Raw genomic sequence first — 22394 nt, 5'->3', positions numbered from 1 at the left:
CATGGCCGTTCGTGAAGTGACGAGCGCGCCAAGCCTGGCGACGCTGTACCCGAAAGCCCTGCTGCGCCGAGGCGGCGGCTCAACTCTCCCGGCCACGGAGTTGGTGCGCCCCGAGGTCGTCGTCGACCCGGCACACGTCGCGGCCTACAACGAAGTCTGCGGTTTCCGCTTCTCGGACGAACTGCCGGTGACTTATCCGCACATGCTGGTGTTCGGGCTGCAGATGGCGTTGATGACCGAACCGGGTTTTCCGTTCCCACTGCTGGGTTTGGTGCACGTCGAGAACCGGATCACGCAGCACCGTCCGTTGTCGCTCGGCGAGACGTTCCGGGTGAGCGTGCGCGCGGAAAACCTGCGCCCGCACGAAAAAGGCAGCCAGTTCGACATGGTGAGCGAGGTCCACTCCGGCGCGGACACCGTGTGGAGCGAGGTGTCGACTTATCTCCGCCGCACCGGTTCGGGTTCTGCCCCTGCTTCGCGGACCCAGCTGACGCCCCCGAAACCGTCCGCGTTGTGGCATGTCCCGGGCGACATCGGCCGCCGCTACGCCGAGGTTTCCGGCGACCGCAACCCGATCCACCTGCACCCGCTGACCGCGCGCCTGTTCGGCTTCCCGAAGGCGATCGCGCACGGGATGTGGACGAAGGCGCACGCTCTGGCGTCCTTCGAGGGTCGGCTGCCAGACGCGTACAGCGTGGCGGTGCGGTTCAAGCAGCCGGTTCTGCTGCCTGGCCGCGCGGCGTTCACGACTTGGCAGACCGACGATGGGTGGGCCTTCGAGCTGTGGCACGCGCGGAAGCCGAAGCCCCATTTGGACGGGGTGATCTCAGCCCTCTGAGGGCTTCCAGACCTGCCCCTCGACAAGGTCGTTGAACCCCAGCCACACCAGGTTCATCAGCCAGGACGCGAGCACGCCGTCGGAGATCTCCGGGTGGTCCAGTGCCCAGTCGGCCAGCGATTCCGCCGCGCCGACCAGCGCCGCGGCCAAACCCGGCCCGGAGAACTCCGTCTGCTCGCCAAGGCCTTTGCGCGTCCCCGCGGCCACCACGAGCGCCGCGACGAGTTCGATCGCGCGCGTGCGCATCGCGGTGATCTCCGCCGCGAACCCGCCGCCGACGGTCAGCGCCTGGCGGTGCAGCACCGTCCAGGACTCGCGGTACTCGGCGACGAAGCGGTAGAACGAGCGCAGGCCGTGCCACAGCTGCATGTCCGGCGGGAGGTCGGGCTGCACACCGGCTTGGATGGCTTCCAGCAGGCGGGTCGCCTCGCGCTGGATGCTCTTGCCGAAGAGGTCTTCCTTCGAGCCGAGGTAGGTGTAGATCATCGGCTTGGAGACGCCCGCGACCTCGGAGATCTCGTCCATCGACGCCGAGTGGTAGCCGTGCTGGGAGAACACCTGCACCGCGGCGTCCAGGATCTGGCGTTCACGGACCGCCCTCGGGAGCCGTCTCGCTCGCTCGGGTGGGCGCTGATCTTCGTCGGGCACAGTGCTGTTTCCTCCCTCTCGCTGGCACGGACGGTACCCGTCCCCAGGTCGGCGGCGTTGCTTGCCGCGCTACCTACTCACCGGTAGCCTTACGGCGGAAAGTTTCGGAAGGGGTGGAAGATGGCCGACAACCCGGAGGCGACCAGCTCTGACCTGGCCGGCCTGCGCGGGGTCGCGCTGCTGGACGCGCTGGACCGCACCGAAGCCGTCGACGCGAGCGCGCTCGACGTCAACGCGGTCGCGGACGCCATTGACCCCCGTGAGCTGGGCCGTTCCGGCATGAATCGGCTGCTGGCAGCGTTGGTGCGGCTGTCTGAGCAGGTGCCGGCGTTCTCTCTGGACAAAGTCGACCCGACGAAGTTCGCCACGCTGGTTGCGCGGGCGTCGCGGGCGCAGCTGGAGGCCGTGGTCGCCGAACGCGTGCTGCGGGAGCGGGTGCTGGACGAGATCTTCGCGCGCATGGGAGCGCACATCCGTGCGAAGTCGCTGCACGCGGTCGTGCACTGGCGGCTGTCCGGTGGCACTGGTGAAGGCGGCTACGACCGCTACGAGACGGTACTTTCCGACGGCACCTGCACCGTGTCCCGCGAAATGCGCGAGAAACCCCGCGTGACGATTACGCTTTCGCCCGTGGACTTCTTCCGCATCATCACCCACCAGGCAACGCCCGCGGTCCTGTTCGTGACCGGAAAACTGAAGGTCAAGGGCGACCTCGCCTTCGCAGCCGGGTTGGTCAGCCACTTCGACCTCCCCCGACCGGCCTGAGCCGCTCCGTGTCCCGCTGGCGCACGCGCATGCGTGCCGCGCACTCACCCGGTGAGCACGCGGTGAACGGTTTCGCCCGGACCCTTGAGGTCGGCAAACTGACGCCGGAGCAGTTCGTGCAGGTTTTGGAGACACTGCACATGCTCGGCACCGCCGGAGCCGGCATCGACATCGGCTCGCTGACCACGCAGGCCCTGGTCGACGTCGTGGCCGCCGCGACCCGCGAGCAGCTGAAAGGCATCGCCGACCACGACGAACTGCGCGCGGTCTTCCTGGACGAGATCTTCCGCCGGATGTCGGAACACTTCCGCCCGGAACGAGCCCGGCACGTGGACATCGTGGTCTCCTGGCGCTTCCCCGCAGGAGACGATTTCGACCGCTACCAAACGGTCATCGAGGACGGCCTGTGCGTCTCGAGCACCGACCTGGCCCGCACCCCGGACACGACGATCACGGTGGCGGTGGAGGACTTCATCCGCATGGCGACCGGGAACGCCGCGGTGGCGGCGATGTTCGTGACGGGGAAGGTAAAGGTCAAGGGCGAGTACGCGCCGGCGGTGCGGTTGTCGGGGTATTTCGACATTCCTAAGCCGACTGGGGCGGACTAGCCCGCGGCTTCCAAGCTCATCTCCCCGCGCGCCAACGGCATCAGGTAATTCTCCGACAGCCACTGCACCACCGGCACGCACACCGCGTCCCCGAAGCCGAACAGGGCTTGGTTGTTCCGCAGCCCGTCCAGCGCGTACTTCCCCGCCCCCATCAGCCGGGCGTACTCCCGGGGCGTCATCCATCGCACCCGCACCGAACCGCGGCCAGCTTGTACGACGGCCTGTTTAGAAGACCCGCCGCGGGCGGTCCGCAGGCAGCCGGAGACGTCGTCCGGTCGGACTTCCCACACTGGCTTCCCATTCCGGGTCCGGCGGTAAGCTGTGCGGTACACCAGCTTCTTTCCCGCCTTGAGCTGCGTCAGTCGCTCCAACTGGAGCGGCGACAAGGACCCGATGAACCCTGAGGTCCGAAGCGGATTCCACCAACGCTCGTCGGAGGCGGGCAGGCGCTCGACGGCAGCAGACAGGCCGGTGACCAGCAGTGGCGGCGGCGCGGGCAGGGCGGCGCGGTGTGTCCGCAGCGAAGGGTCGAGCGCGAGCCAGGCCGGGCGCAGCGGTGACGGAGCAGGCGAGTCGGAGGGCGGGTTCTGCGCACCGACGATGAACAACCGCGGCCGGGACTGCGGGACGAATCGCCGGGCGTCCAGGGTCAGGACATCGGCGGAGTATCCGAGGCGGTTGAGTTCCCGGATCGCCGCGCGGAGGTCGCCGCCGCCGTGGCTGGTGGCTAGGCCGACCACGTTTTCCAGCGCTACGACGGGCGGGCGGTCTGGGCCCAGTTCGTCGAGGATGCGGGTGAATTCCCAGAAGGTCGACGAGTGCGAGCCCGCCAACCCGCGACGCCAGCCGGCCAGGGAGAGGTCCGTGCAGGGGAAGGACGCCCAGGCCAGGCTGAGGCCCGAGGGCAGGTCAGCGCCGCGCAGGGCGGCGACATCGCCGAGGACGTACTCGTGCGAGCCCTGGTCGTTGAAGTGTGCCTCGTACATGGCTTGCTTCGCCGGCTCGATGTCGTTGGACCACGCGACGTCGAAGCCGGCCGGTTCGAGGCCTAGGCGCACGAGACCGATGCCCGCGAAGAACTCCGCGGCGGTGGGCTGACCCGGTAGAGGCATGGCGCCAACATTAATGGGGCCGGCGTTCCTTCACGGTCTCGATCACGCGCGACGCGGCGACGGCGGTCGCTTCGTGTTCCCAGATTCGCACGGACAGCCAGCCCGCTTCGAGCAGCAGTGCGTCGGTATTCGCGTCCCGGCGGCGGTTGGTTTCGATCTTGGTCCGCCAATAGTCCGCATTGTTCTTCGGCCACGTGCCGTGTTCCGGGCAGCCGTGCCAGAAGCAACCGTCCACGAAAACCGCTACGCGAGCGGGGCCGAACACCAGGTCAGCCTCGCGGCGGACGCCTTTCACCGGACGCCGGTGCACCCGATAGCGGAACCCGGCGGCGTGCAGGATCTTGCGCAGCGCCATTTCGATCCCGGTGTTGCGGGACTTCTGTTTGCTCATGCGGGCGCTCACCGCGGAAGTCGTTTCCAGCCGCTCCACGGGAGTCATTGTGGCAAAGGCTCAGCCTTCGACGATCCGGCCTTCGATCACCGGGTGGTTCGACGGCCGCGGCTCCTCCGCGACGACCTCGCTGTCCACCACCATCACCGGGCCGCGACGCTGGTTGGCGTACCGGACGGCGCGCTTCTCCGCGCGGCGCAGCCAGAAACGCCGCGCCACCGAGCGGGTCGGCGGCAGGAGGAACAGCAGGCCAAGCACGTCGCTGACGAAGCCGGGGACCATGATCAGCACGCCGCCGAGCGCGACGAGCATGCCGTCGGTCAGTTCCTTCTCCGGATTGCGGCCGGACTGCGCGGTCGCCATGAACGCGCGCATCGCCTTGCCGCCCTCGCGGCGCGCCAGCCAGGAGCCCACGAACGCGCCCGCGATCAGCAGAGCGATCGTGCCGAGCACACCGACGACCGAGCCGACCGCCCAGATGGCGGCGACTTCAGCGATGACGTAGAGCAGGAACACGACAGCCATGTCTAGTGAACGAACGAGTGCCGGGATTTGCTCCCGGCCGCAAGAAAGCCCAGGTCAGAGGTTCTTCAGAAAGGCAGACACCTCGCGTGGCGAGCGCAGCAGCACGTGGCGCGCGGTCGGGGCTTCGGTGGCGATCCGGTGCAGCATCAGCGGGCGGCGGGTCGGCCACTTCCAGATCCACTGGACCAGTTCGGCGTCGACCTTCGACACGCATCCGGCGGCCTGCGTCTCCTGGCCCCATTCGCGCAGCTGCCGCCGCACGACGCGGGACAGGCAGACGTAGCGCGAGGCATCCAGCAGCACGATCGTGTCGGCGAACGGCAGGCGCAGGTCGAAGGTCTTGCTGTAGTTGCCGTCGATCACCCAGCTGTGGGTGCTGGCGGCTTCCGCGACCGCGGCGCGGAACTCCTCCGGCGGGGCCGGGACCCAGCCGGGACGCCAGTAGAGCCGGTCCAGATGCGTGACCGGGAGGTCGAGGGCAGCGCCGATTTGCCTGGCCAGGGTGGATTTTCCGGCCCCGGAGCAGCCAGTGACCATGATGCGTCGCCCCATGTCCGGCAGCCTAGGACTAGACCGGGAGGAAACTCGCGGCAATTAGTCCGAGCACGAGGAGATCCGGGCCCCGGACGAGTTGCCGCACCAGACCGGCGGGGATCAGGACGCCCTCGTACAGCACCATCCCCATCGAGCTGAAGTCCAGCGGGCCGCGGGTCACCGAGCGCACCGCGGACAGCGCGGCGAGCAGGACGGCCACTACCGCGCCGACCGAAGCCGGAATGCCCAGCAGCAGGACCACACCCGCCCAAAGCAGGGCGAGCAGGCAGAGAAAAGTGCAGGTCACGGCATGTAGACGCAGGTTCGACGCGTCCAGCCAGCGGCGCAGTCCGGGTACTCGATGCAGCTGCGCGACCGGCGCGGTGAACGGCAGCAGCGCCAGATAGCCGCCGATGCCGAGCAGCCACACTGACGTCACCGCTGGGAAGGTCGCGTGGGTCGCGACTACGGCGAGTGCCAGGAAGACCGGCAGGCCGAGCGTGTAGCGGCGCGCGAGAGTCCCCGTGACGACATACCGGGTGACGATGAAGCGCCCGGCCAGCGCGTTGCGCCACGGCACTGGGCGTCCGGCCGGGAGCAGCGCCCAGACGTCCAGGAAGGCGGCGGACGTCCGGCGCACCATGCGTTCGGCGTAGTGCCGGATCAAGGTGTCGCGAGAAACCGTGTGCGGCAACGAAGAGGACCGGGCCAAGGCGATCGCCGAGAGCCCGGCGACGACCACGTATGTCCACAGTGGAACGATCAGCGGCAGTGCGAGGGTCAGCGGCAGCAGGGATTCGCCGGGGAACGAGCGGCGGCGGCCCAGTACCAAGGCCAGCGCGGCGACGACCACGAAAAGCGCGACCGGACCGACCAGCGAGCTGGGAAAGCCGATGAGCATCCCGGAAACGGCGAAGAAATACGCGGCGACCGCGAATCTGGCGGCCCAGTCCAGCACCAGCCGCCGGGTGAGTGTCGAAGGACGTTGGCCGTCGAAATCGTCCCAGGTCAGCGTGGCCGGATGGGCCCACAGATAGCCGCGGCGCAAGGTCGCGCGCCAGGCCAGCGCGAGGCCGGTGCACAGCACGAGCAGGCTGCCGAGCGCGCCCACCGGGGCACCGCCGATCAACTGGCTCCGCACCAGTTCGGTGTTGTAGAACGGCGATCCCAGCAGGCCGACCGCGATGACCAGCGCCAATACCAGGTCCGGACGTTTCACAGGTCCACCACGTAATCCGCGAGCTCGTCCGCGAGCGGCGGGTGGTGGCTCGCCACGACTACCGCCGCTCCGCGTCCCGTGCTGGTCGTGACCAGAGTGGACAGCCAGGCGCGACCGTCTGCATCCAAGGCGCGCTCCGGTTCGTCCAGCAACAGCACCTCGTGCGGACGCGCGACCGCGGCGTGCAGCAGGAGCCGTCGCCGTTGTCCGGCGGAGAGCTCCGACGCGGGCACGTCGGGAGCCGGTACTGGACCGTCCGCGAGTTCGCCGCCGAAGGAATTGCGCAGTAAGTCGAGATGCTGGCGCGGCGTGAGTTCGTCGAAGAGTGCCGAATCGTCGAAAAGCACCGAAACGCGGCGGCGGAAAGCGGCGGACCGCTCATCGGGCGGTCCGCCGCAGATGGACACGGAACCGGACGTCGGTACCTGGTTCCCGTAGAGACAGCGCAGCAACGTCGACTTGCCCGCTCCGTTGGCACCGCGGACGACCAGGCATTCGCCGGCGTCGACGGCCAGGTCGAGACCGCTGAACAGCTCAGTCTCGCCCGCGGTGACCGCAAGGTCTTGAGTGGTGATGAGCACGAAACCCCCTCGGCTGATCACCCCAAGATAATCACTTCAAGTACGCCTCCGCTTGCAGCGTGAACAATTCCGCGTACCCGGCATCGGCCGCCATCAGCGCTTCGTGCGTTCCGTACTCCGCGACCTTCCCGTGGTCCAGCAGCAGAATGCGCTCGGCCTGGCGGACCGTCGAGAACCGGTGCGAGATGTAGAGCGTCGTCCGCCCGTGCGACAACGTGTCCAGCCGGTTGAACAGGTCGTGTTCGGCCTGCGCGTCCAGTGCCGACGTCGGCTCGTCCAGGATCAGGATCGGGGCCTCGCGCTGGAAGGCCCTGGCCAGCGCGATTTTCTGCCATTCGCCACCGGACAGCGAGACGCCCTGGTCGAACCAGCGGCCGAGCGGGCTGTCGTAGCCCGTCGGCAGCCGGGCGATGCGCTCGTCGGCTCCGGCACGGCGGGCGGACTCCTCGATGTGCTCGCGGTCGGTGAGCCGGTTCAGGTCGCCGAGGCCGATGTTCTCCGCCGCGGTGCCTTGGTAGGTAACGTAATCCTGGAACATCGCGCTGATCTTGGTGCGCAATTCGACCGGGTCGTACTCGCGGATGTCCACGCCGTCCAGCAGGATCCGGCCCGCGGTCGGGTCGTACAGCCGGCACAGCAGCTTGAACAGCGTCGACTTGCCCGCGCCGTTGCGGCCCACCACGGCGACGGTTTCGCCGGGACGGATCTCGAAGCTCACCCCGTGCAGCGCCGGTTCGTCCGCGCCGGGATAGCTGAAGCTCACCGACTCGAACTGGATGTGTCCCTCCACTGTGGACGGAAGCGGCCGCGGTTTCGCCGGTGCGGTGATTTCCGGTTCGGTGTCGAGGAATCGGTACAGTGTGTCCAGGTAGAGATTGTTCTCGTACATCCCGGAAAACGCGGTGAACAGCCCGGTCACCGAGCTTTGCACGGACGTCGCGGCGGCGGTGTACAGCGCCAGGTCGCCCAGCGTCAGCCGCCCGCCCACCGCTTCCAGCGCGATGTACAACGCGATCCCCGAGCCGACCAGCGTGCTCAGCAATCCCCATGACGTCGAGCTGACATTCCGTTTCACCGTCAGCTTTCGCTGTCGTTCGTAGGCCACCACGCCGAGCTTCCGGAACCGGTCCACGAAGTACGGACCGAGACCGAACAGCTTGGTCTCCTTGGCATATGTGTCCGTCGTGACCAAAGAGGACAGATAGTCCATCCGCCGTTTGATCGGCGACATCATGAAGGTGAGCCAGAACGCCCGCGAACCGTACTTCGACTGCGAGATGAACGCCGGGATCGGGGCCAGCAAAGCGACCAGCGCGAGCAGCGGACTGATCGACACCAGCAGGGCGATCATGCTGGCGAAGGTGATCAGCGTCCGGATCAAGCCGAGTGCCGAGGTCATCATCGACAACGGACGCGTCGGCGCCTCCTGCGCGGCCTGGCGCAGCATGTCGTACGACGTCGAACCCTCGAAGTACGCCAGGTGCAGGTCGCTCGCGTGCCGCATGACCTGGTGCCGGATGGTGAGCGTCATCCGTTCCTGCAACAGGGATTGCGCGATCGTGGTGATCGCGCTGCTGAGCGCGGTCGCCGCCAGCACGCCGAACTGGAACAGCGTGATGCGCACGATGTCCGCCGTCGACCCGCGATGCTGGATCGCCGCGACCACCGAGTCGAGCAGGATTTTCGCGAGATACGCGGTGACCGTCGGCAGCAGGCCGGACGCCAGCGTGATCACCGCGAGCACGATCGTCAGCGTCGGGCTGGCCTGCCAGGTCAGCTTCGCGACTTTCGGCAAGCCGCGGACGGTGCCTGCCACCGAAGTGCGCATGCGCGACAGCCGTGCCCGCAGGCCTTTCGGCTGTTCCGGCTGCTCCGGTTCCGGGATGTCGACCGGCCCGGTGAGGCCGCTGTCCGGCACGGATTGCGCCATCCTGCGGCGACCGCGGCGGCCGAGGGCCATCTCGATCCCGCCCCCACCGCCGGGGATCACGCCAGCACCGAACCGTGCAGGAAGACGTCGATGACCTCGTCGGTGGTCGGGGTACCGGGCATCGGGCGGGATTGCGTGAACAGCAGCGCGAGGAACAGCGAAGCGGCCTTGTCCACCGGCAGCCGCAGCCGGGCGGCGTCCGGAACGAACAGTTCCCGCACCGCGCGCTGCATCGCTTCGAGCGACTCGCGCCGACTGTCCCCAGTCACTGACTTGCGGTTGCGCGCCTCTTCCGCCGCCGCGCGCGGACGCCCCTTCATAGTCGCGGCCATCACCGCGCCCATCCGCTGCAGATGCGCGTTCATCGCCTCGGCGGCCTCCGCCAGCCGCTTCTCCAGCGGCAGTTCAGGCGGGATCTCCCCGATCATCTCCAACGCCTCCGCCGGATCGAGCGCGGCTTCCACGCACGCGTCGAACAGTTCGTCCTTGTCCTTGAAGACCCGGAAGATGGTTCCCTCGCCGATCCCGGCGGCCCGGGCGATCTGCGCGGTCGTGACCCCGTGGCCGTGCTCGACGACCAGCGGGAGCACCGCGCGGACGATCATCCGCCGCCGGTCGTCCGGGGCCATCCCCGGTGCTCTTTTCCTCGTTTCCATGCTCGCCACGGTACGGAGTGAGCACTCACTCCGTCAACTGGGTAAAGCGAAGGGGCCGTGCTTCCACGGCCCCCTCGGCTCAGTACGTGATCGCGACCGCCGGATCGGAGAGCAGCGCGCCGACGTCGGCGAGGAACTCCGACCCCTGCTGCCCGTCGACCACCCGGTGGTCGAAGCTCAGCGACAGCTGCATCACCTTGCGCACCTTGATCTCGCCGTCGACCACCCACGCGGTGTCGCGGATCGCCCCGACCGCCAGGATCGCCGACTCGCCCGGGTTGATGATGGGCGTGCCGGTGTCGACGCCGAACACGCCGACGTTGGTGATCGTGAACGTCCCGCCCAGCATCGCCGCCGGCGTGGTCTTGCCCTCGCGCGCGACGTCGGTCAGCTCGGTGAGCGCGACCGCGAGTTCCTTGAGCGACAAGGAATCCGCGTCCCGGATCTTCGGCACCACGAGACCGCGCGGGGTCGCCGCCGCGATGCCGAGGTGCACGTAGTCCTTGTAGACGATCTCCTGCGCGGCCTCGTCCCACACCGCGTTGACGTCCGGCGTGCGCTTCGCCGCGAGGCACACGGCTTTCGCCGCGAACGCGAGCGGAGTGAGCTTGACGCCGCTGAATTCGCGCGACCTCTTGAGCTTCTCGCGCAGCTCCATCATCGGTGTGACGTCGATGGTGAGGAACTCCGTGACGTGCGGAGCGGTGTACGCGCTCTGCACCATCGCGGCCGCGGTCGCCTTGCGGACACCCTTGATCGGCACGCGCCGCTCGCGGGTGGCCGGGTCGTAACCAGCATCCACAGTGGACACTGCGGGTGCGGCGGAACCGTTGGCGGCGCGGTGCACGTCGTCGCGGGTGATCACGCCGCCGTCCGCGCTGCCGGTGAGCGAGTGCAGGTCGACGCCGAGGTCCTTGGCCAGCTTGCGGACCGGCGGCTTGGCCAGCGGGACGTAACCGCCGCGCGGGGTTTCCGCCACCGGCGCGGGAGCCGCCGTAACGGGAGCGGGCACCGGAGCCGGTGCGGCAGCGGGAGCCGGTGCGGAGCCTTTACGCGCCCGCCGAGTAGTCCCGGCCGCCTTGGAGCCGTAGCCGACCAGCGGCTTCATCTCCTCCTCCGCCGGAGCGGCCGCGGCAGCGGGCTCGGCGGAAGCGGCGGGAGCAGGAGCGGCTTTCCCGCCCGGATCCACGTCCATGGTCAGGATCGGCGTCCCGACCTCCACCGTCTGCCCCGGCTCCACGTGCAGTTCGGTGACTACCCCGGCCCACGGGATCGGCAGCTCGACCGCGGCCTTCGCGGTCTCGACCTCGACCACGATCTGATTGACCGTGACCGTGTCGCCCGGCTTGACGCGCCAGGCGAGGATGTCGGCCTCGGTGAGCCCCTCCGCCGTGTCCGACAGGGGGAATTGTTTGTACTCGGGCATTTCTGAAGGAACCCCCTTACCAGGCGAGAGATCGGTCGACAGCGTGCAGGACCCGGTCGAGGTCGGGGAGGTAGTGCTCCTCGAGCTTCGCAGGCGGGTACGGCGTGTCGAATCCGGTCACACGCAGGACGGGGGACTCAAGGGAGTAGAAGCACTCCTGCTGAACGCGCGCGGCGATTTCCGACGTCAGCGAGGATTCCGACGGCGCTTCGCTGACCGCGATGAGCCGTCCGGTCTTGCGCACCGACTCGAACACCGGCCCGAGGTCGAGCGGCGAGAGCGTGCGCAGGTCGATGACCTCCAGCGATTTGCCCTCGGACTCGGCGGCCGTGGCGGCTTCGAGCGCCACCTTCACCGATGGGCCGTACGCGACCACCGTGGCGGACGTGCCCTCTCGCACCACCTGCGACGCGAACACTCGCGACGGTGCCGTCGAGGTGTCGACCTCCATCTTCAGCGCGCCCGAGTGGTAGAGCTTCTTGGGCTCGAAGAAGAGGATCGGGTCGTCCGAGCGGATCGCTTCCTGGATGCCCCAGTAGGCGTCCACGGCGTTCGAAATCGACACCACCTTGAGTCCGGCGATGTGCGAGAACAGCGATTCCGGCGATTCCGAATGGTGCTCCACCGCGCCGATCCCGCCGCCGAACGGCACCCGGATCACGACGGGCATCTTGACCTTGCCCTGCGTGCGGTAGTGCAGTTTCGCCAGCTGCGAGGAGATCTGGTCGAAGCCGGGGAAGATGAAGCCCTCGAACTGGATCTCGCACACCGGCCGGAATCCGCGCACGGCGAGGCCGACCGCGGTGCCGATGATGCCCGATTCGGCCAGCGGCGTGTCCAGCACGCGCTGCTCGCCGAAGTCCTTCTGCAGTCCGTCGGTGATCCGGAAGACGCCGCCGAGCTTGCCGACGTCCTCCCCCATGATCAGGACCTTCGGGTCCTCCTCCATCGCGCGACGGAGACCGAGGTTGAGCGCCTTGCCGATCGTGAGCTTCTGCAGATCAGTCATCAGTGCTCACCTCGACTGTGGATGCTCGAGCCCGCAAGCGACTCTTCGGTGGCGAAACCGTCGAGATAGGACAGATACTCCTCGCGCTGCGCTTCGAGCACCGGCGAAGGTTCGGCGTACACCTGGGAAAACACCCGGTCCGGCGGCGGCTCGGGCATGTTGAACGTGTAGTCGCGCAGTTCGGCGGCGAACTGGTCCGCCTCGGCCTGGACGCTGTCGAAGAACGCCTGGTCGGCGTGCCCGTTGCGGGCCAGGAACGCGCGCACGCGCTCGATCGGGTCCTTGAGCTTCCACTCCTCCAGCTCGTCCGAGAGCCGGTAGCGGGTGGGGTCGTCGGTCGTGGTGTGCGCGTCCATCCGGTAGGTGAACGCCTCGATCAGCACCGGGCCGTTGCCGTGCCGGCATTCCTCCAGCGCCCACCGGGTGACGGCGAGGCAGGCGAGGACGTCGTTGCCGTCCACGCGGATGCCGGGGAAGCCGTAGCCGCGGGCGCGCTGGTAGAGCGGCAGCCGCGACTGGCGTTCGGTCGGCTCGGAAATCGCCCATTGGTTGTTCTGGCAGAAGAAGACCAGCGGCGCGTCGTACACCGCGGCCCAGACGAAACCTTCGTGCACGTCGCCCTGCGAAGTCGCGCCGTCACCGAAGTAGCAGATGGTGGCCTCGCCGCCCTCATCGCCGACCTTGCCCTCGAACTTCTGCCCCATCGCGTAACCGGCCGCGTTGAGCACCTGGTTGCCGATGACGATGGTGTACGGGTGGAACCGGTGTGCCTGGTAGTCCCAGCCGCTGTGGTCGGTGCACCGGAAGATCCCGATCAGGTCGCGCATGTCGACGCCGCGGGTGTAGGCGACGCCGTGCTCGCGGTAGCTCGGGAACGCCATGTCCCGCGGTTGCAGCGCGCGGCCGGACCCGACCTGCGCGGCTTCCTGGCCGAGCAGCGGCACCCAGATGCCCAGCTGCCCCTGCCGCTGCATCGCGTTGGCCTCGCGGTCCGCGCGGCGCACCAGCACCATGTCGCGGTAGAGGTTCTTCAGCGTCTCGTCGTCGACGTCCTCGACGTAGCGGTCGAACCGCTCGGACGGGACCCGCTGGCCCTCGGGGGTGAGCAGCTGAGTCAGCTCAGCGCCACCTTCGCTTGTCGCTCGCAAACCGGCGATCACCTGTTCGGGGGAAGGCTGGGCCGCTACGGCGGCAGGCCCGTCTCCAGGTTCCGGGTGCGTCCACTGTTCGGACGGCATGAGCTGTTCTCCTCGGTGTCGGCGCCTCTGACGGCCGCTTGTGGCGGCCACAGCGACTGCACCGGCGGGGACCGGCGCCTCGGGTCCGAGGCGCCCCGGTCACCGTCGGCGTTGACGGTTCGTGGCCACATCCTGGCACGAGAATTGCTCCGATGGAGAGCGGCAGTTGCTGATTTGTTGCTGAGAAAACCTCGCTGAACAGGGAAAACGTTTGGACGCCCGAGTATGGGAGAGGCGATGGTCGGTCGGCCATCCCGCGTCCTACCTGCCCTCGCGAGCGACGCCGCCGGGTCTAACCGGACTGAGCACTCGAGACGTTCACTCGTTCCGGTGACGTCGGTCACCGTGGCAAGATGGCGCTGTGGAACAAAAATCCGTACGCGAATCCGTGGTCTCGACGTGGATCAACGACGTCACGCCGAGCCTGTCCGGTCTGGTCGCGATCCCCGCGCTGTCCCCGGCGTTCGACGCGGACTGGGCGTCGACCGGGCATCTCGCCGCCGCCGTCCAGCACGTCAAGAGCTATCTCGAAGGGCGCGACCTGCCGGGCGCGCGGATCGAGGTCGTCGAGCTGGAAGGCCGTTCCCCGCTGCTGTTCGTCGACGTGCCGGCCACCCCGGGCACTCGTGACTCCATCGACAAGGGCACCGTCCTGATGTACGGCCACCTCGACAAGCAGCCCCCGGTCGGCGGCTGGTCCGAGGGCCTCGACCCGTGGACCCCGGTCATCCGTGACGGCCGGCTGTACGGCCGCGGTTCGGTGGACGACGGCTACTCCGGGTACGCGGCCAGTGCCGCGGTGGAAGCGGTGCACGCGGCCGGCGGCGAGCACGCGCGAATCGCGCTGCTTCTGGAAACCGGCGAGGAATCCGGCAGCCCCGACCTGCCCGCTTACCTTGAGCACCTGAGCGCGCGGCTCGGCGAAGTCAGCCTCGTCGTCTGCCTCGACGCGGGCGGCATGGACTACGAGCGGCTGTGGCTCACCACCAGCCTGCGCGGCATGGTGCACCTGACGGTCAACGTCCAACTGCTCGCCACCGCGCAGCACTCCGGCCTGGCCAGCGGGGTCGTCGCCAGCTCGTTCCGGGTCCTGCGGCAGCTGCTGGAGCGCATCGAGAACTCGGAAACCGGCGAGATCAAGCTGTCCGAGCTGAACGTCGAGGTGCCGGCCAGCCGTCGCGCCGAGATCGAGGCGGTCGCGGAGGTGGCCCCGGAAGCGCTGCGCGCCGCGTTCCCGTTGGTGAGCGGCGGAAAGACGGTGTCCGAGGACGCGCTTGAGCTGCTGCTGAACAACTACTGGCGGCCGACGCTGTCGATCATCGGCGGCGAGGGACTGCCGCTGCCCGCCGAAGCTGGCAACGTGCTGCGGCAGAGCACCACGCTCACGCTGAGCTTCCGCCTGCCGCCCACCGCGGTCGCGGACGACGCGCTGGCGGCGATCAAACGGACGCTGACCACGGACGTTCCGTACGGCGCGAAGGTCACCATCGCCGAGGACCAGCAGGCGGAGAACGGCTGGAACGCGCCGGAGGAAGCCGCGTGGCTGACCGACGCGCTGCGCCGGGTCGACGACGAGGTGTTCGGCCGTCCGCACCGCGCGGCGGGCATGGGCGGGTCGATCCCGTTCATGGGCCTGCTCGGCGAGAAGTACCCGGAGGCGCAGTTCCTGGTCACCGGCGCGTGCGGGGCGGATTCGAACATCCACGTGCCCGACGAGTGGCTGAACCTGGACTACGCCCAGCAGGTCACCGAAGCGGTCGCGCACCTGCTGGACGCGCACGCCCGCAGCTGAACCTCGGGTGCCTGCGCCGGTCCGCCCGGCGCAGGCACCCGGGTCAGGCGAGCTTGCCCAGGGCGTCGGCGATGCGGGTCTGCTCCGGCGCGAACCGCTGGTACGAGAACGGCGTCTCGTTGTTCCACGGAATCAGCTTGCCCGCCTTCACCGCGGGCAGCTGCTGCCAGGTCGGGACGCCGCCGAGCCCGTCCGGGCCGAGCGACAGCGAACCGCCGCGCGAGTCGTACATGATCACGTCGGCCGAGTACTTGCCGACGTTCTCCCAGCTCACCTGCTCGTAGTAGCCGCCCTGGCTCTCGTCGGGCTTCTCCGGCAGGACGAACTGCATCCCCTTGTCCTGGTAGTGCTTCGAGGTCGCGAACTTCGCCGGGTTGGCCACGTACACCGTGTCCTTCTGCGCGGACAGCAGTACGACCTTGAGCCCGGCCGTCTTCTTGACCGCCTCGGCGAGCTTGGCGTCGGCGGCCTCGTACTTTTCTTTCGCCTGCTGGATTTCCGGCGTCGCGACGTTCGCGCCGAGCGCCTTCGCCAGCGCCTCGAACTTCGCGATCCCCTGCGGCATCGCGATGTCCTGAAGTCCGATGCCGACACTCGGCGCGGCCTTGTCGACCTTGTCCGCCATCGTGTCCGGCACGTACCACATCTGCTGCTTCAGGTAGATCACGCTGACCAGCAGCTGCGGGTTCAGCGAGACGAATTTGTCGAAGTTGAACTCGTTCCACACGTTGCCCAGCGAGGTGACCGACTTCAGGTCGACGCCGCCCGCCTGCGGGTCGGTCTTGCCGTCCGGCAGCCGCGACGGGCCGAAGATGCCCACCGATTTCACGCCGAAGTCCCACAACGCGGCCGCGGCGGTCACCTGTGCGACGATCCGTTGTGGACGCTCGCCGCTGAGCTTGCGGCCGCGGTCGTCGGTGAAGGACCAGGTGTCGCCGCCGCCCGCCGCCGGCTGGTCGTCTTTGTACCCGCAGGCGCTCAGCAGGCCGAGGGTGCCCGCGGCGGCGGTGCCGGCGAGAAAGCCGCGGCGGGACAGCCGCGCCGGTGAGATGGTCATCGGAACTCCGGAGGATCGGGTGAGGTACCGCCTGAGGTTAGCCTTGCCTTAGGGTGAACGCCATGGTCCTGCTTGGGGAGCGCGTCACATCCCGGCGTTGGGGCGTCCGCGCGACAGTCCTGGTCGCGGCGCTCGTGGCACTCGTCGCGGTGGTGGTGCTGTCCATCGCCTTCGGCTCCAACCGGTTGCCGCTCGGCAGCGTCTGGCACGCGTTGTTCTCCTACAGCGGCACCTTCGAGGACGTCGTGATCCGCGATGACCGGCTGCCGCGGACGTTGCTCGGGCTGGCGGTCGGCGTCGGCCTCGGGTTGGCTGGCGCGCTGCTGCAGGCGATCACGCGCAACCCGGTCGCCGATCCCGGTCTGCTTGGCATCAACCACGGCGCGGCGGTCGCGATCGTCCTGGGCGGCGCGGTGTTCTCGGTGTCCTCGCCGCAGCAGCTGGTGTGGTTCGCCTTCTTCGGCGCGCTCGCCGGAACGGTTCTGGTCACGGTGATCGGCGGCTCAGTGAGCCCGCTGCGGCTGGTGCTCGCGGGCGTCGCGGTGCAGGCCGTGTTCGTCGGGATCAACCAGGGCATGCAGATGATCAACACACACAGTCTCGATCAGATGCGGTATTGGCTCGTCGGCTCGCTCGTGAACCGGAATCTCGACAGTCTCGCCGGTCTGCTGCCGTTTTTCCTGGCAGCCTTGGTGATCGCGGGAGTGCTGGCCCGGCCGCTCAACGCAGTCGCACTGGGCGACGACAGCGCACGCGGCCTCGGCGCGAACCCGGCCCTGACCCGCGCGGTCGGCATGGTCGCAGTCGGCTTGCTCTCCGCGACCGCAACTGCGGCGTGCGGACCCATCGCATTCGTCGGGCTGATGATCCCGCACGTCGTACGCGCGCTGGTCGGCCAGGACGAACGGTGGGTGCTGCCGTTGTCCGCGCTGCTCGGGCCGGTGCTGCTGCTCGGCTGCGACGTGCTCGGCCGGCTGCTCGGCGGTAACGGCGAAATCCAGGTGGGCGTGATGACAGACGTGATCGGCGGCATCGCCTTCGTGATCGTGGCGCGGCGGCTGAAGGCGGTGCGGCGATGAGGACGTGGGTGGTCGTCGGATTGCTGACCCTGGTGGCGGCGGTGCTTCTGGTGCTCGCCGTGGGCACCGGCGATTACGAGATGACGCCGGTCGAAGTCCTGCGCACGCTCGCCGGATCCGGCACGAAGGCGCAGTACCTGGTGGTCACCGGCCGCCTGCCGCGCGCGTTGGTGGCGATCTTCGTCGGCATCGCGCTCGCGCTGGCGGGCACGGTTTTCCAGACGGTGACCCGGAATCCGCTCGGCAGCCCGGACATCATCGGCTTCACCACCGGCTCGGCGACCGGCGGGATCATGATGCTCCTGCTCTTCGGCGCGGGCCCCGGACTGGTCTCCGTCGGCGCGGTCGTGGGCGGCCTGGTCACTGCCCTGCTGGTCACCGCGCTGTGCGCCCCGCACGGTTTGCTCAGCTCACGGCTGGTGCTGTTGGGCATCGCGGTGAGCGCGGTGCTGGCCGGGGTGAACGGTTACCTGCTGGTGCAAGCGAAACTCGAAGCCGCGGCACAGGCCGTCGGCTGGCTGACCGGCGACCTCGCGGGCCGCGACTGGAACTACTTCATCCCGTTGTGCCTGGCTGTCCTGGTGCTTTCGCCGTTCATCTTCGTGCACCAGCCCGCGTTGCGAATGCTGGAAATGGGCGATGACGCGGCTGTCGCGGTCGGCGTCGCGGTACCGCGAGTGCGCGCGGTGGTGCTGCTGGCGGCGGTCGCGCTCGCCGCTTCCGCGACCGCCGCGGCCGGACCGATCCCGTTCGTCGCCCTTGCCGCACCGCAACTCGCCCGCCGCCTGACCCGCCGACCGGGCCCGAACCTGGTCGCCTCCGCGGCGATGGGCGCGGTGCTGGTACTGGCCGCGGACTTCGTGGGCCAGCGGGTTCTGGACGCTTCGCTGCTGCCAGTGGGCGTGGTCGCGGCGGCGCTGGGCGGTGGGTACCTGTTGTGGCTGTTGGCGGTTTCCCGTCGCCGGCAGGTCGCGTGACTACGCCGCATGTCCCCCTCGGTCGGCGTTGACTCAGCCGAGGAGAACATGCGGCCGTCCGGGTTATCCAGCCGAAAGCTGCGGTAGTCCCAGCCCAAGGCCACGCAACCTCCGCGCGATATTCCGTGGGGCGTCGATCAGTTTGTACTTGTCACCGGTCCGCTCCACCGCTCGAACCAGACTGGTGGCCAAAAACTGCAGGCAGGCCTCGACTGCGCCTTGATACGGCCGGGGAGCAACCTCCTTCCGAAGCACGTAGTACAGGTTCTCCAGGCTCATGAAGCTGTCCGCCACGGGATCTTCCTCATTGGCTTCTTGGAACAGTGCGTCGATCACCCGAGTGAGCAGCACTGCCCGATGCTCGGCGGTGTCGTAAAGTTCGGCGAGTTCGCTGAGATCCTGCCCGGGTTGCTCGAAGATCTGGCGAAGTTCCACGACTGACGCTGGATGGTCACGATGCCGGGTTAGCAGGTCAATCAGCTCTTCGACGGTCAGCAGCCGGAACCCGTTGCTCTCGGCCCAAGCCTGTACCCGGCCGGTGAATCCGGGTCCTACGACAGCCCCGTATTTGGCGTCGTGCTTCTGCAAATGGTCCTTCAGCGCGTCGAACTTGATCGCGTTGTCGCCGATGACACCGCTGCTGGAGGCTTTGGCGTCAACGATGGCGCGGAACATCTCCGAGGCGGCAAGCTCGGTGCTGACCAGCACATCAGTCTTTCCGCTGCCGCCGATGTGCTCAGCGCGGAAACCGAAGTAGTGGAAGGCTTTGGCCACCGTTCGCTCGAACTCAGTGCTCGCGTCAGCAACTCCTGAGTAGACGCGCAGGTCCCGGATAATTCCGGGAAGCTCGTCCGAATCGTGAGCGTGTTCGGCACTGGTTCCGCCGTCCGGCTCCGTCGGCAGGTCGAGGTTGCTCTCGACGGCTGTTTCGAGGGGAAGTTCTGCTGCTAGCAACTTTCCGATGGCCGTACTGCGGTAGCGGGTCCAATCGATGCGCTTGACCAGTCCAGCGTCGAGCATGATGCTGAGCCTGGTCCTCACCTCGGCACTGTCGATATTGGCGCACTGGTATCGGGATTTCGCAATACCAACCAGCTCTGAGACGGTCGTTGTCTCGTGAATTGACGAAAGCAACTCTCCGACGAACCGGTATCGACTGTGGAAGAATCTGACCAAGTCAACCTCGTTGCCAGGTTCGAGATATGCGTACGCGGCTTTGGTGCGTCCGTACCGGTTCAAAGCGACAGTGTCGATCATCCCCATGTTTCGAAAGGTGTGCATGCTTTGGGTGAACGAGCTCTTCTTTTGGCCAAGCGCCAATATGGCTCGCTGGAATAGCTCGTCGGTGGAAGATTCCTCATCGACCATGTCGACGAAGAACCTGATCGAGTCGATCAGGCCGGACTTCGTGCTCGCATCGGCGCTATCCGGCTTGTTCTGTCCTCGCGGGATATATCCGATCAAGGTTTTACGACCGCGCAGTCCCACTGCGTCCAGCGACAATAGAGAGGAGAGTTCCGGGTCGGGCACAGTGAGGGTTTCAGCTTCGGCCTCGGTCTCTGCATGAACTGCCATCGCCTCGGCGGGGGTGCAGAGGGTCGCTTCGCGGAGGAAGCGTTCGCCGAGTTCGGTCACCTGCCAGTGTCCAATTCTCCAGCGCTCAAGCAAGCCGATGCTTTGCAGCCAGGACACTCTCCGGTTTATCTGGTCCGAGCTCGTCCAATGCAAGCCGAAATCATTCGCGGACTTTCGAAGATCCTCTATTGTTGTCTCGTGGGTGATGATACTAAGAAGTTCGCCGAAGAACTTCACGTTTGCGTGGATATGATGCGCTAGGAAAAGATTGTCTGCGGTTGACAGCCATTGAAGAAGGGGTGGTGTCGGATGCCAGCGACCGTCATTGTCGCGGCAGACGAATGAACCTGTGCTCAGCTGGGAGATCATCAATCGCTCGCAGGGGACCCGGCGATGGCTGGCTCGCGTATAGGTAACCTCTATTTCATCGGACGAGGCGAGTGGTAATTGCTCGAGCACCTTTCTTAAGGTTTCTACCTGCGCGGAACTCTGTCCGGGGAGGACGCCCAGGGTGTTGGATCTGGTCGGCCAATCCTTCAGTTCCGGTAGGGCTTGCTCGTTGTCGTCCATGGCTCCTCGCGCGTGCCGATCGATTGGTACGCGCAAGGAGTCGTCGGCCGGGCGAAAGGTGCTACAGGGCTCGACTACGCCATTCGGGTCAGCTCCACCGAAACATCCAAAGTGGACTGACTAGCCCCGGTGAAGATCCCCTTCAACGGAGCCACATCCGCGTAATCCCGGCCGGTCGCGACCCATACGTGCCGCGGCCCCACCGGGATCGCGTTCGTCGGGTCGTGCGCCCACCAGCCGCCGGTCCACACGTCGACCCAGGCGTGGCTCTCGCCCTCCACCTTCTCGCCGAGCTTGGCCTCCGGCTTGGTGTGCAGGTAGCCCGAGCAATACCGCGCCGGAATGCCGATCGCCCGCAGCATCACCAGCGTGACGTGCGCGAAGTCCTGACACACGCCCTCGCGCGCCCGCCACGAATCGGTCGCCGTGCTGTGTACGCCGGTGGTTCCGGGCTGATACTTCAACTGCTCGTTCACCCACCCGCAGATCGCGAGCACCGCGTCCGCCGGGTCCAGGCCCCTGCGCAACGCACGGGCCTGTTTGGACAGTTCTTGATCGTTCGGCGTATACGGCGTCGGCGTCAAAAACTCCGTGCGCTGATCGCGGACGGTCTCGCTCTGCAAGTCCTTCCACGTCGCCGAGCGCACCGGTTCCGCTTCGTCCGCGGTCTCCACCACGGACGTCGCGAGCACGGTGAACTCGGTGTGCGGCGCGTGCAAGTCGAACGACGTGACGTCGGTGCCCCAGTAATCGGTGTAGCGGTAGGCCCGCGTGGCCGGGGAGGTTTCGATGCGAGTGGCCAAAGTGGTCTGCCGCCGGTCCGAACGCGGGGTGAGCCGGGCTTCGTTGTACGACTGGGTGGCCGGCGTCGCGTACCGGTAGCCGGTCCGGTGCGTCACCCGCAATTGCCAGGTCACAGGGACACCTCCGCACCGCTCCACGCCACCCACGGCGACGTGTGGAAGTACTGCATGGACACCGCTTCCCCGATTTCCTTGATCGCTTCCTGCAATCCGCGCAGCCGTCGCGGCAGGTCGTCCAGCAGTGCCGCCGGGTGGAGGAATTCCAGCTCGCTGCGGGCACGGCCGAGCAGCCGGACGGCCTCGGTCTTTTCGTTGCCCCGCGCGTTGATCCCCGGATCCAGCTGGCGCAAGCAATCCTCCGCCTGGCGCAGCGCATGGAAGACCGAACGCGGGAACAGCGTGTCCCTGAGCAGGAATTGCACGACGCGTGCGGCATCAAGCGCGCCACGGTTGGTGCGCAGGTACGTGTCCTGCGCTCCCGCTGAGCGAAGCACGGTCATCCATCCCGGCGACGAAGCCCGGTCCGAAACCCGCGAAAGCAGCAGCCGCACCACCATGTCCGCACGTTCGACCGATCGGCCGAGCACCAGGAACAACCAGCCGTCGTCACGGCTCATCGTCGAATCGGCGAGCCCGGCGAACATCGCGGCTCGTTCCTCCACAAAGGACAGAAAGGCGTGCGGTCCGGCGCGGCGGGCGTAACGCTGCCGGTCCGGCACGGCGTTCCACGTCGCGTTCAGGCATTCCCACAGCTCGGTCGACACCACCTCGCGCGCGCCGCGAGTGTTCTCCCGCGCGGAGTTGATCGAGCCGACGATGGACGAGGGATTGTCCTTCGCGTAGGCGACCAGCTCGGTCAGCTTCCACACGTCGAGCGCGTCGCCAGCGTCGAACGGGATGCCGAGCACGGCGAGCAGCTGACGGCTGACATGGTCCGGATCCACGCTCGCGTCTTCCAGCAGTTGATGCACCGAGACGTTCAGGATGCGGGAGGTGTCGTCGGCGCGTTCGACGTAACGGCCGATCCAGTACAGCGACTCCGCGTTGCGGGCCAGCATCAT

General features: G+C 67.6%; 22 protein-coding genes. 6 read left to right on the top strand and 16 right to left on the bottom strand.

Going from position 1 to position 22394, the window contains the following annotated elements; all coding sequences use genetic code 11:
• Nucleotide 1: 1 nt before the first annotated feature.
• A complete protein-coding gene (locus ACZ7SW_RS02005; RefSeq protein WP_470228560.1) occupies nt 2–838 on the top strand; it encodes a MaoC/PaaZ C-terminal domain-containing protein in 837 nt (278 codons plus the stop codon).
• On the opposite strand, the gene ACZ7SW_RS02000 is transcribed toward ACZ7SW_RS02005, so the two are convergent.
• A complete protein-coding gene (locus tag ACZ7SW_RS02000; RefSeq protein ID WP_101436807.1) occupies nt 827–1486 on the bottom strand; it encodes a TetR/AcrR family transcriptional regulator in 660 nt (219 codons plus the stop codon). The two genes, ACZ7SW_RS02005 and ACZ7SW_RS02000, sit on opposite strands and share 12 nt — an antisense overlap.
• 120 nt (nt 1487–1606) lie before the next feature.
• Between ACZ7SW_RS02000 and ACZ7SW_RS01995 the strand changes: the two genes are divergently transcribed.
• Nucleotides 1607–2251 (top strand): SCP2 sterol-binding domain-containing protein, encoded by a 645-nt coding sequence (locus ACZ7SW_RS01995; protein ID WP_470228559.1) that lies wholly within the window; start codon nt 1607–1609, stop codon nt 2249–2251.
• A 29-nt stretch (nt 2252–2280) separates the two neighbouring features.
• Nucleotides 2281–2859 carry an SCP2 sterol-binding domain-containing protein gene (locus ACZ7SW_RS01990; protein WP_370932923.1) on the top strand — a complete coding sequence of 193 codons (579 nt, stop codon included), beginning with the start codon at nt 2281–2283 and terminating at the stop codon, nt 2857–2859.
• Here ACZ7SW_RS01990 and ACZ7SW_RS01985 read toward each other — a convergent pair.
• The 11 genes from ACZ7SW_RS01985 to pdhA all read right to left on the bottom strand — a co-directional run bounded on the left by ACZ7SW_RS01985 (nt 2856) and on the right by pdhA (nt 13480).
• Nucleotides 2856–3971, bottom strand: a complete 1116-nt coding sequence (locus ACZ7SW_RS01985; RefSeq protein ID WP_470228558.1) for a DNA cytosine methyltransferase — start codon at nt 3969–3971, stop codon at nt 2856–2858. The two genes, ACZ7SW_RS01990 and ACZ7SW_RS01985, sit on opposite strands and share 4 nt — an antisense overlap.
• A 10-nt stretch (nt 3972–3981) precedes the next feature.
• Nucleotides 3982–4410, bottom strand: a complete 429-nt coding sequence (locus ACZ7SW_RS01980; RefSeq protein ID WP_470228557.1) for a very short patch repair endonuclease — start codon at nt 4408–4410, stop codon at nt 3982–3984.
• 12 nt (nt 4411–4422) lie between these two features.
• Nucleotides 4423–4887 carry an FxsA family protein gene (locus tag ACZ7SW_RS01975; protein WP_470228556.1) on the bottom strand — a complete coding sequence of 155 codons (465 nt, stop codon included), beginning with the start codon at nt 4885–4887 and terminating at the stop codon, nt 4423–4425.
• Between the two features lie 54 nt (nt 4888–4941).
• Nucleotides 4942–5439, bottom strand: coding sequence for an AAA family ATPase (locus tag ACZ7SW_RS01970; RefSeq protein WP_470228555.1), 498 nt, complete (start codon nt 5437–5439; stop codon nt 4942–4944).
• Nucleotides 5440–5455: 16 nt separating this feature from the next.
• A complete protein-coding gene (locus tag ACZ7SW_RS01965) occupies nt 5456–6640 on the bottom strand; it encodes a hypothetical protein (protein ID WP_470228554.1) in 1185 nt (394 codons plus the stop codon).
• Entirely contained in the window at nt 6637–7221 is a 585-nt protein-coding gene (locus tag ACZ7SW_RS01960; RefSeq protein ID WP_470228553.1) for an ABC transporter ATP-binding protein, read from the bottom strand. Before ACZ7SW_RS01960 ends, ACZ7SW_RS01965 begins: the two co-directional genes overlap by 4 nt.
• Before the next feature lie 31 nt (nt 7222–7252).
• A complete protein-coding gene (locus ACZ7SW_RS01955) occupies nt 7253–9151 on the bottom strand; it encodes an ABC transporter ATP-binding protein (RefSeq protein ID WP_470228552.1) in 1899 nt (632 codons plus the stop codon).
• Between the two features lie 56 nt (nt 9152–9207).
• Nucleotides 9208–9780 (bottom strand): TetR/AcrR family transcriptional regulator, encoded by a 573-nt coding sequence (locus ACZ7SW_RS01950; protein WP_470229225.1) that lies wholly within the window; start codon nt 9778–9780, stop codon nt 9208–9210.
• Between the two features lie 106 nt (nt 9781–9886).
• Nucleotides 9887–11233: a dihydrolipoamide acetyltransferase family protein gene (locus tag ACZ7SW_RS01945; protein WP_470228551.1), complete on the bottom strand. Its 1347-nt coding sequence runs from the start codon at nt 11231–11233 to the stop codon at nt 9887–9889.
• Nucleotides 11234–11249: 16 nt separating this feature from the next.
• Complete coding sequence (locus ACZ7SW_RS01940) at nt 11250–12242, bottom strand: alpha-ketoacid dehydrogenase subunit beta (protein ID WP_470228550.1); 993 nt, start codon at nt 12240–12242, stop codon at nt 11250–11252.
• Complete coding sequence (gene pdhA, locus ACZ7SW_RS01935; RefSeq protein ID WP_470228549.1) at nt 12242–13480, bottom strand: pyruvate dehydrogenase (acetyl-transferring) E1 component subunit alpha; 1239 nt, start codon at nt 13478–13480, stop codon at nt 12242–12244. Before pdhA ends, ACZ7SW_RS01940 begins: the two co-directional genes overlap by 1 nt.
• Nucleotides 13481–13841: 361 nt before the next feature.
• On the opposite strand from pdhA, the gene ACZ7SW_RS01930 reads away from it, so the two are divergent.
• Complete coding sequence (locus tag ACZ7SW_RS01930; RefSeq protein ID WP_470228548.1) at nt 13842–15272, top strand: M20/M25/M40 family metallo-hydrolase; 1431 nt, start codon at nt 13842–13844, stop codon at nt 15270–15272.
• Between the two features lie 43 nt (nt 15273–15315).
• Here ACZ7SW_RS01930 and ACZ7SW_RS01925 read toward each other — a convergent pair whose 3' ends face one another.
• Nucleotides 15316–16329, bottom strand: coding sequence for an ABC transporter substrate-binding protein (locus ACZ7SW_RS01925; protein WP_470228547.1), 1014 nt, complete (start codon nt 16327–16329; stop codon nt 15316–15318).
• 62 nt (nt 16330–16391) lie between these two features.
• On the opposite strand from ACZ7SW_RS01925, the gene ACZ7SW_RS01920 reads away from it, so the two are divergent.
• On the top strand, nt 16392–17408 hold the full coding sequence (locus tag ACZ7SW_RS01920; protein ID WP_470228546.1) for a FecCD family ABC transporter permease: 1017 nt from the start codon (nt 16392–16394) through the stop codon (nt 17406–17408).
• On the top strand, nt 17405–18385 hold the full coding sequence (locus ACZ7SW_RS01915; RefSeq protein ID WP_470228545.1) for a FecCD family ABC transporter permease: 981 nt from the start codon (nt 17405–17407) through the stop codon (nt 18383–18385). The genes ACZ7SW_RS01920 and ACZ7SW_RS01915 overlap by 4 nt, the downstream gene beginning before the upstream one ends.
• A gap of 63 nt (nt 18386–18448) precedes the next feature.
• Here ACZ7SW_RS01915 and ACZ7SW_RS01910 read toward each other — a convergent pair whose 3' ends face one another.
• The 3 genes from ACZ7SW_RS01910 to ACZ7SW_RS01900 form a co-directional block, all read right to left on the bottom strand.
• Nucleotides 18449–20530 carry a hypothetical protein gene (locus ACZ7SW_RS01910; protein ID WP_470228544.1) on the bottom strand — a complete coding sequence of 694 codons (2082 nt, stop codon included), beginning with the start codon at nt 20528–20530 and terminating at the stop codon, nt 18449–18451.
• 74 nt (nt 20531–20604) lie between these two features.
• Nucleotides 20605–21447: a transglutaminase family protein gene (locus tag ACZ7SW_RS01905; protein ID WP_470228543.1), complete on the bottom strand. Its 843-nt coding sequence runs from the start codon at nt 21445–21447 to the stop codon at nt 20605–20607.
• Entirely contained in the window at nt 21444–22391 is a 948-nt protein-coding gene (locus tag ACZ7SW_RS01900; RefSeq protein ID WP_344282913.1) for an alpha-E domain-containing protein, read from the bottom strand. Before ACZ7SW_RS01900 ends, ACZ7SW_RS01905 begins: the two co-directional genes overlap by 4 nt.
• Nucleotides 22392–22394 lie beyond the last annotated feature (3 nt).

The sequence above is a fragment of the Amycolatopsis sp. NPDC114484 genome (assembly GCF_055633755.1).
This window is presented reverse-complemented; position numbering and strand designations above follow the sequence as displayed.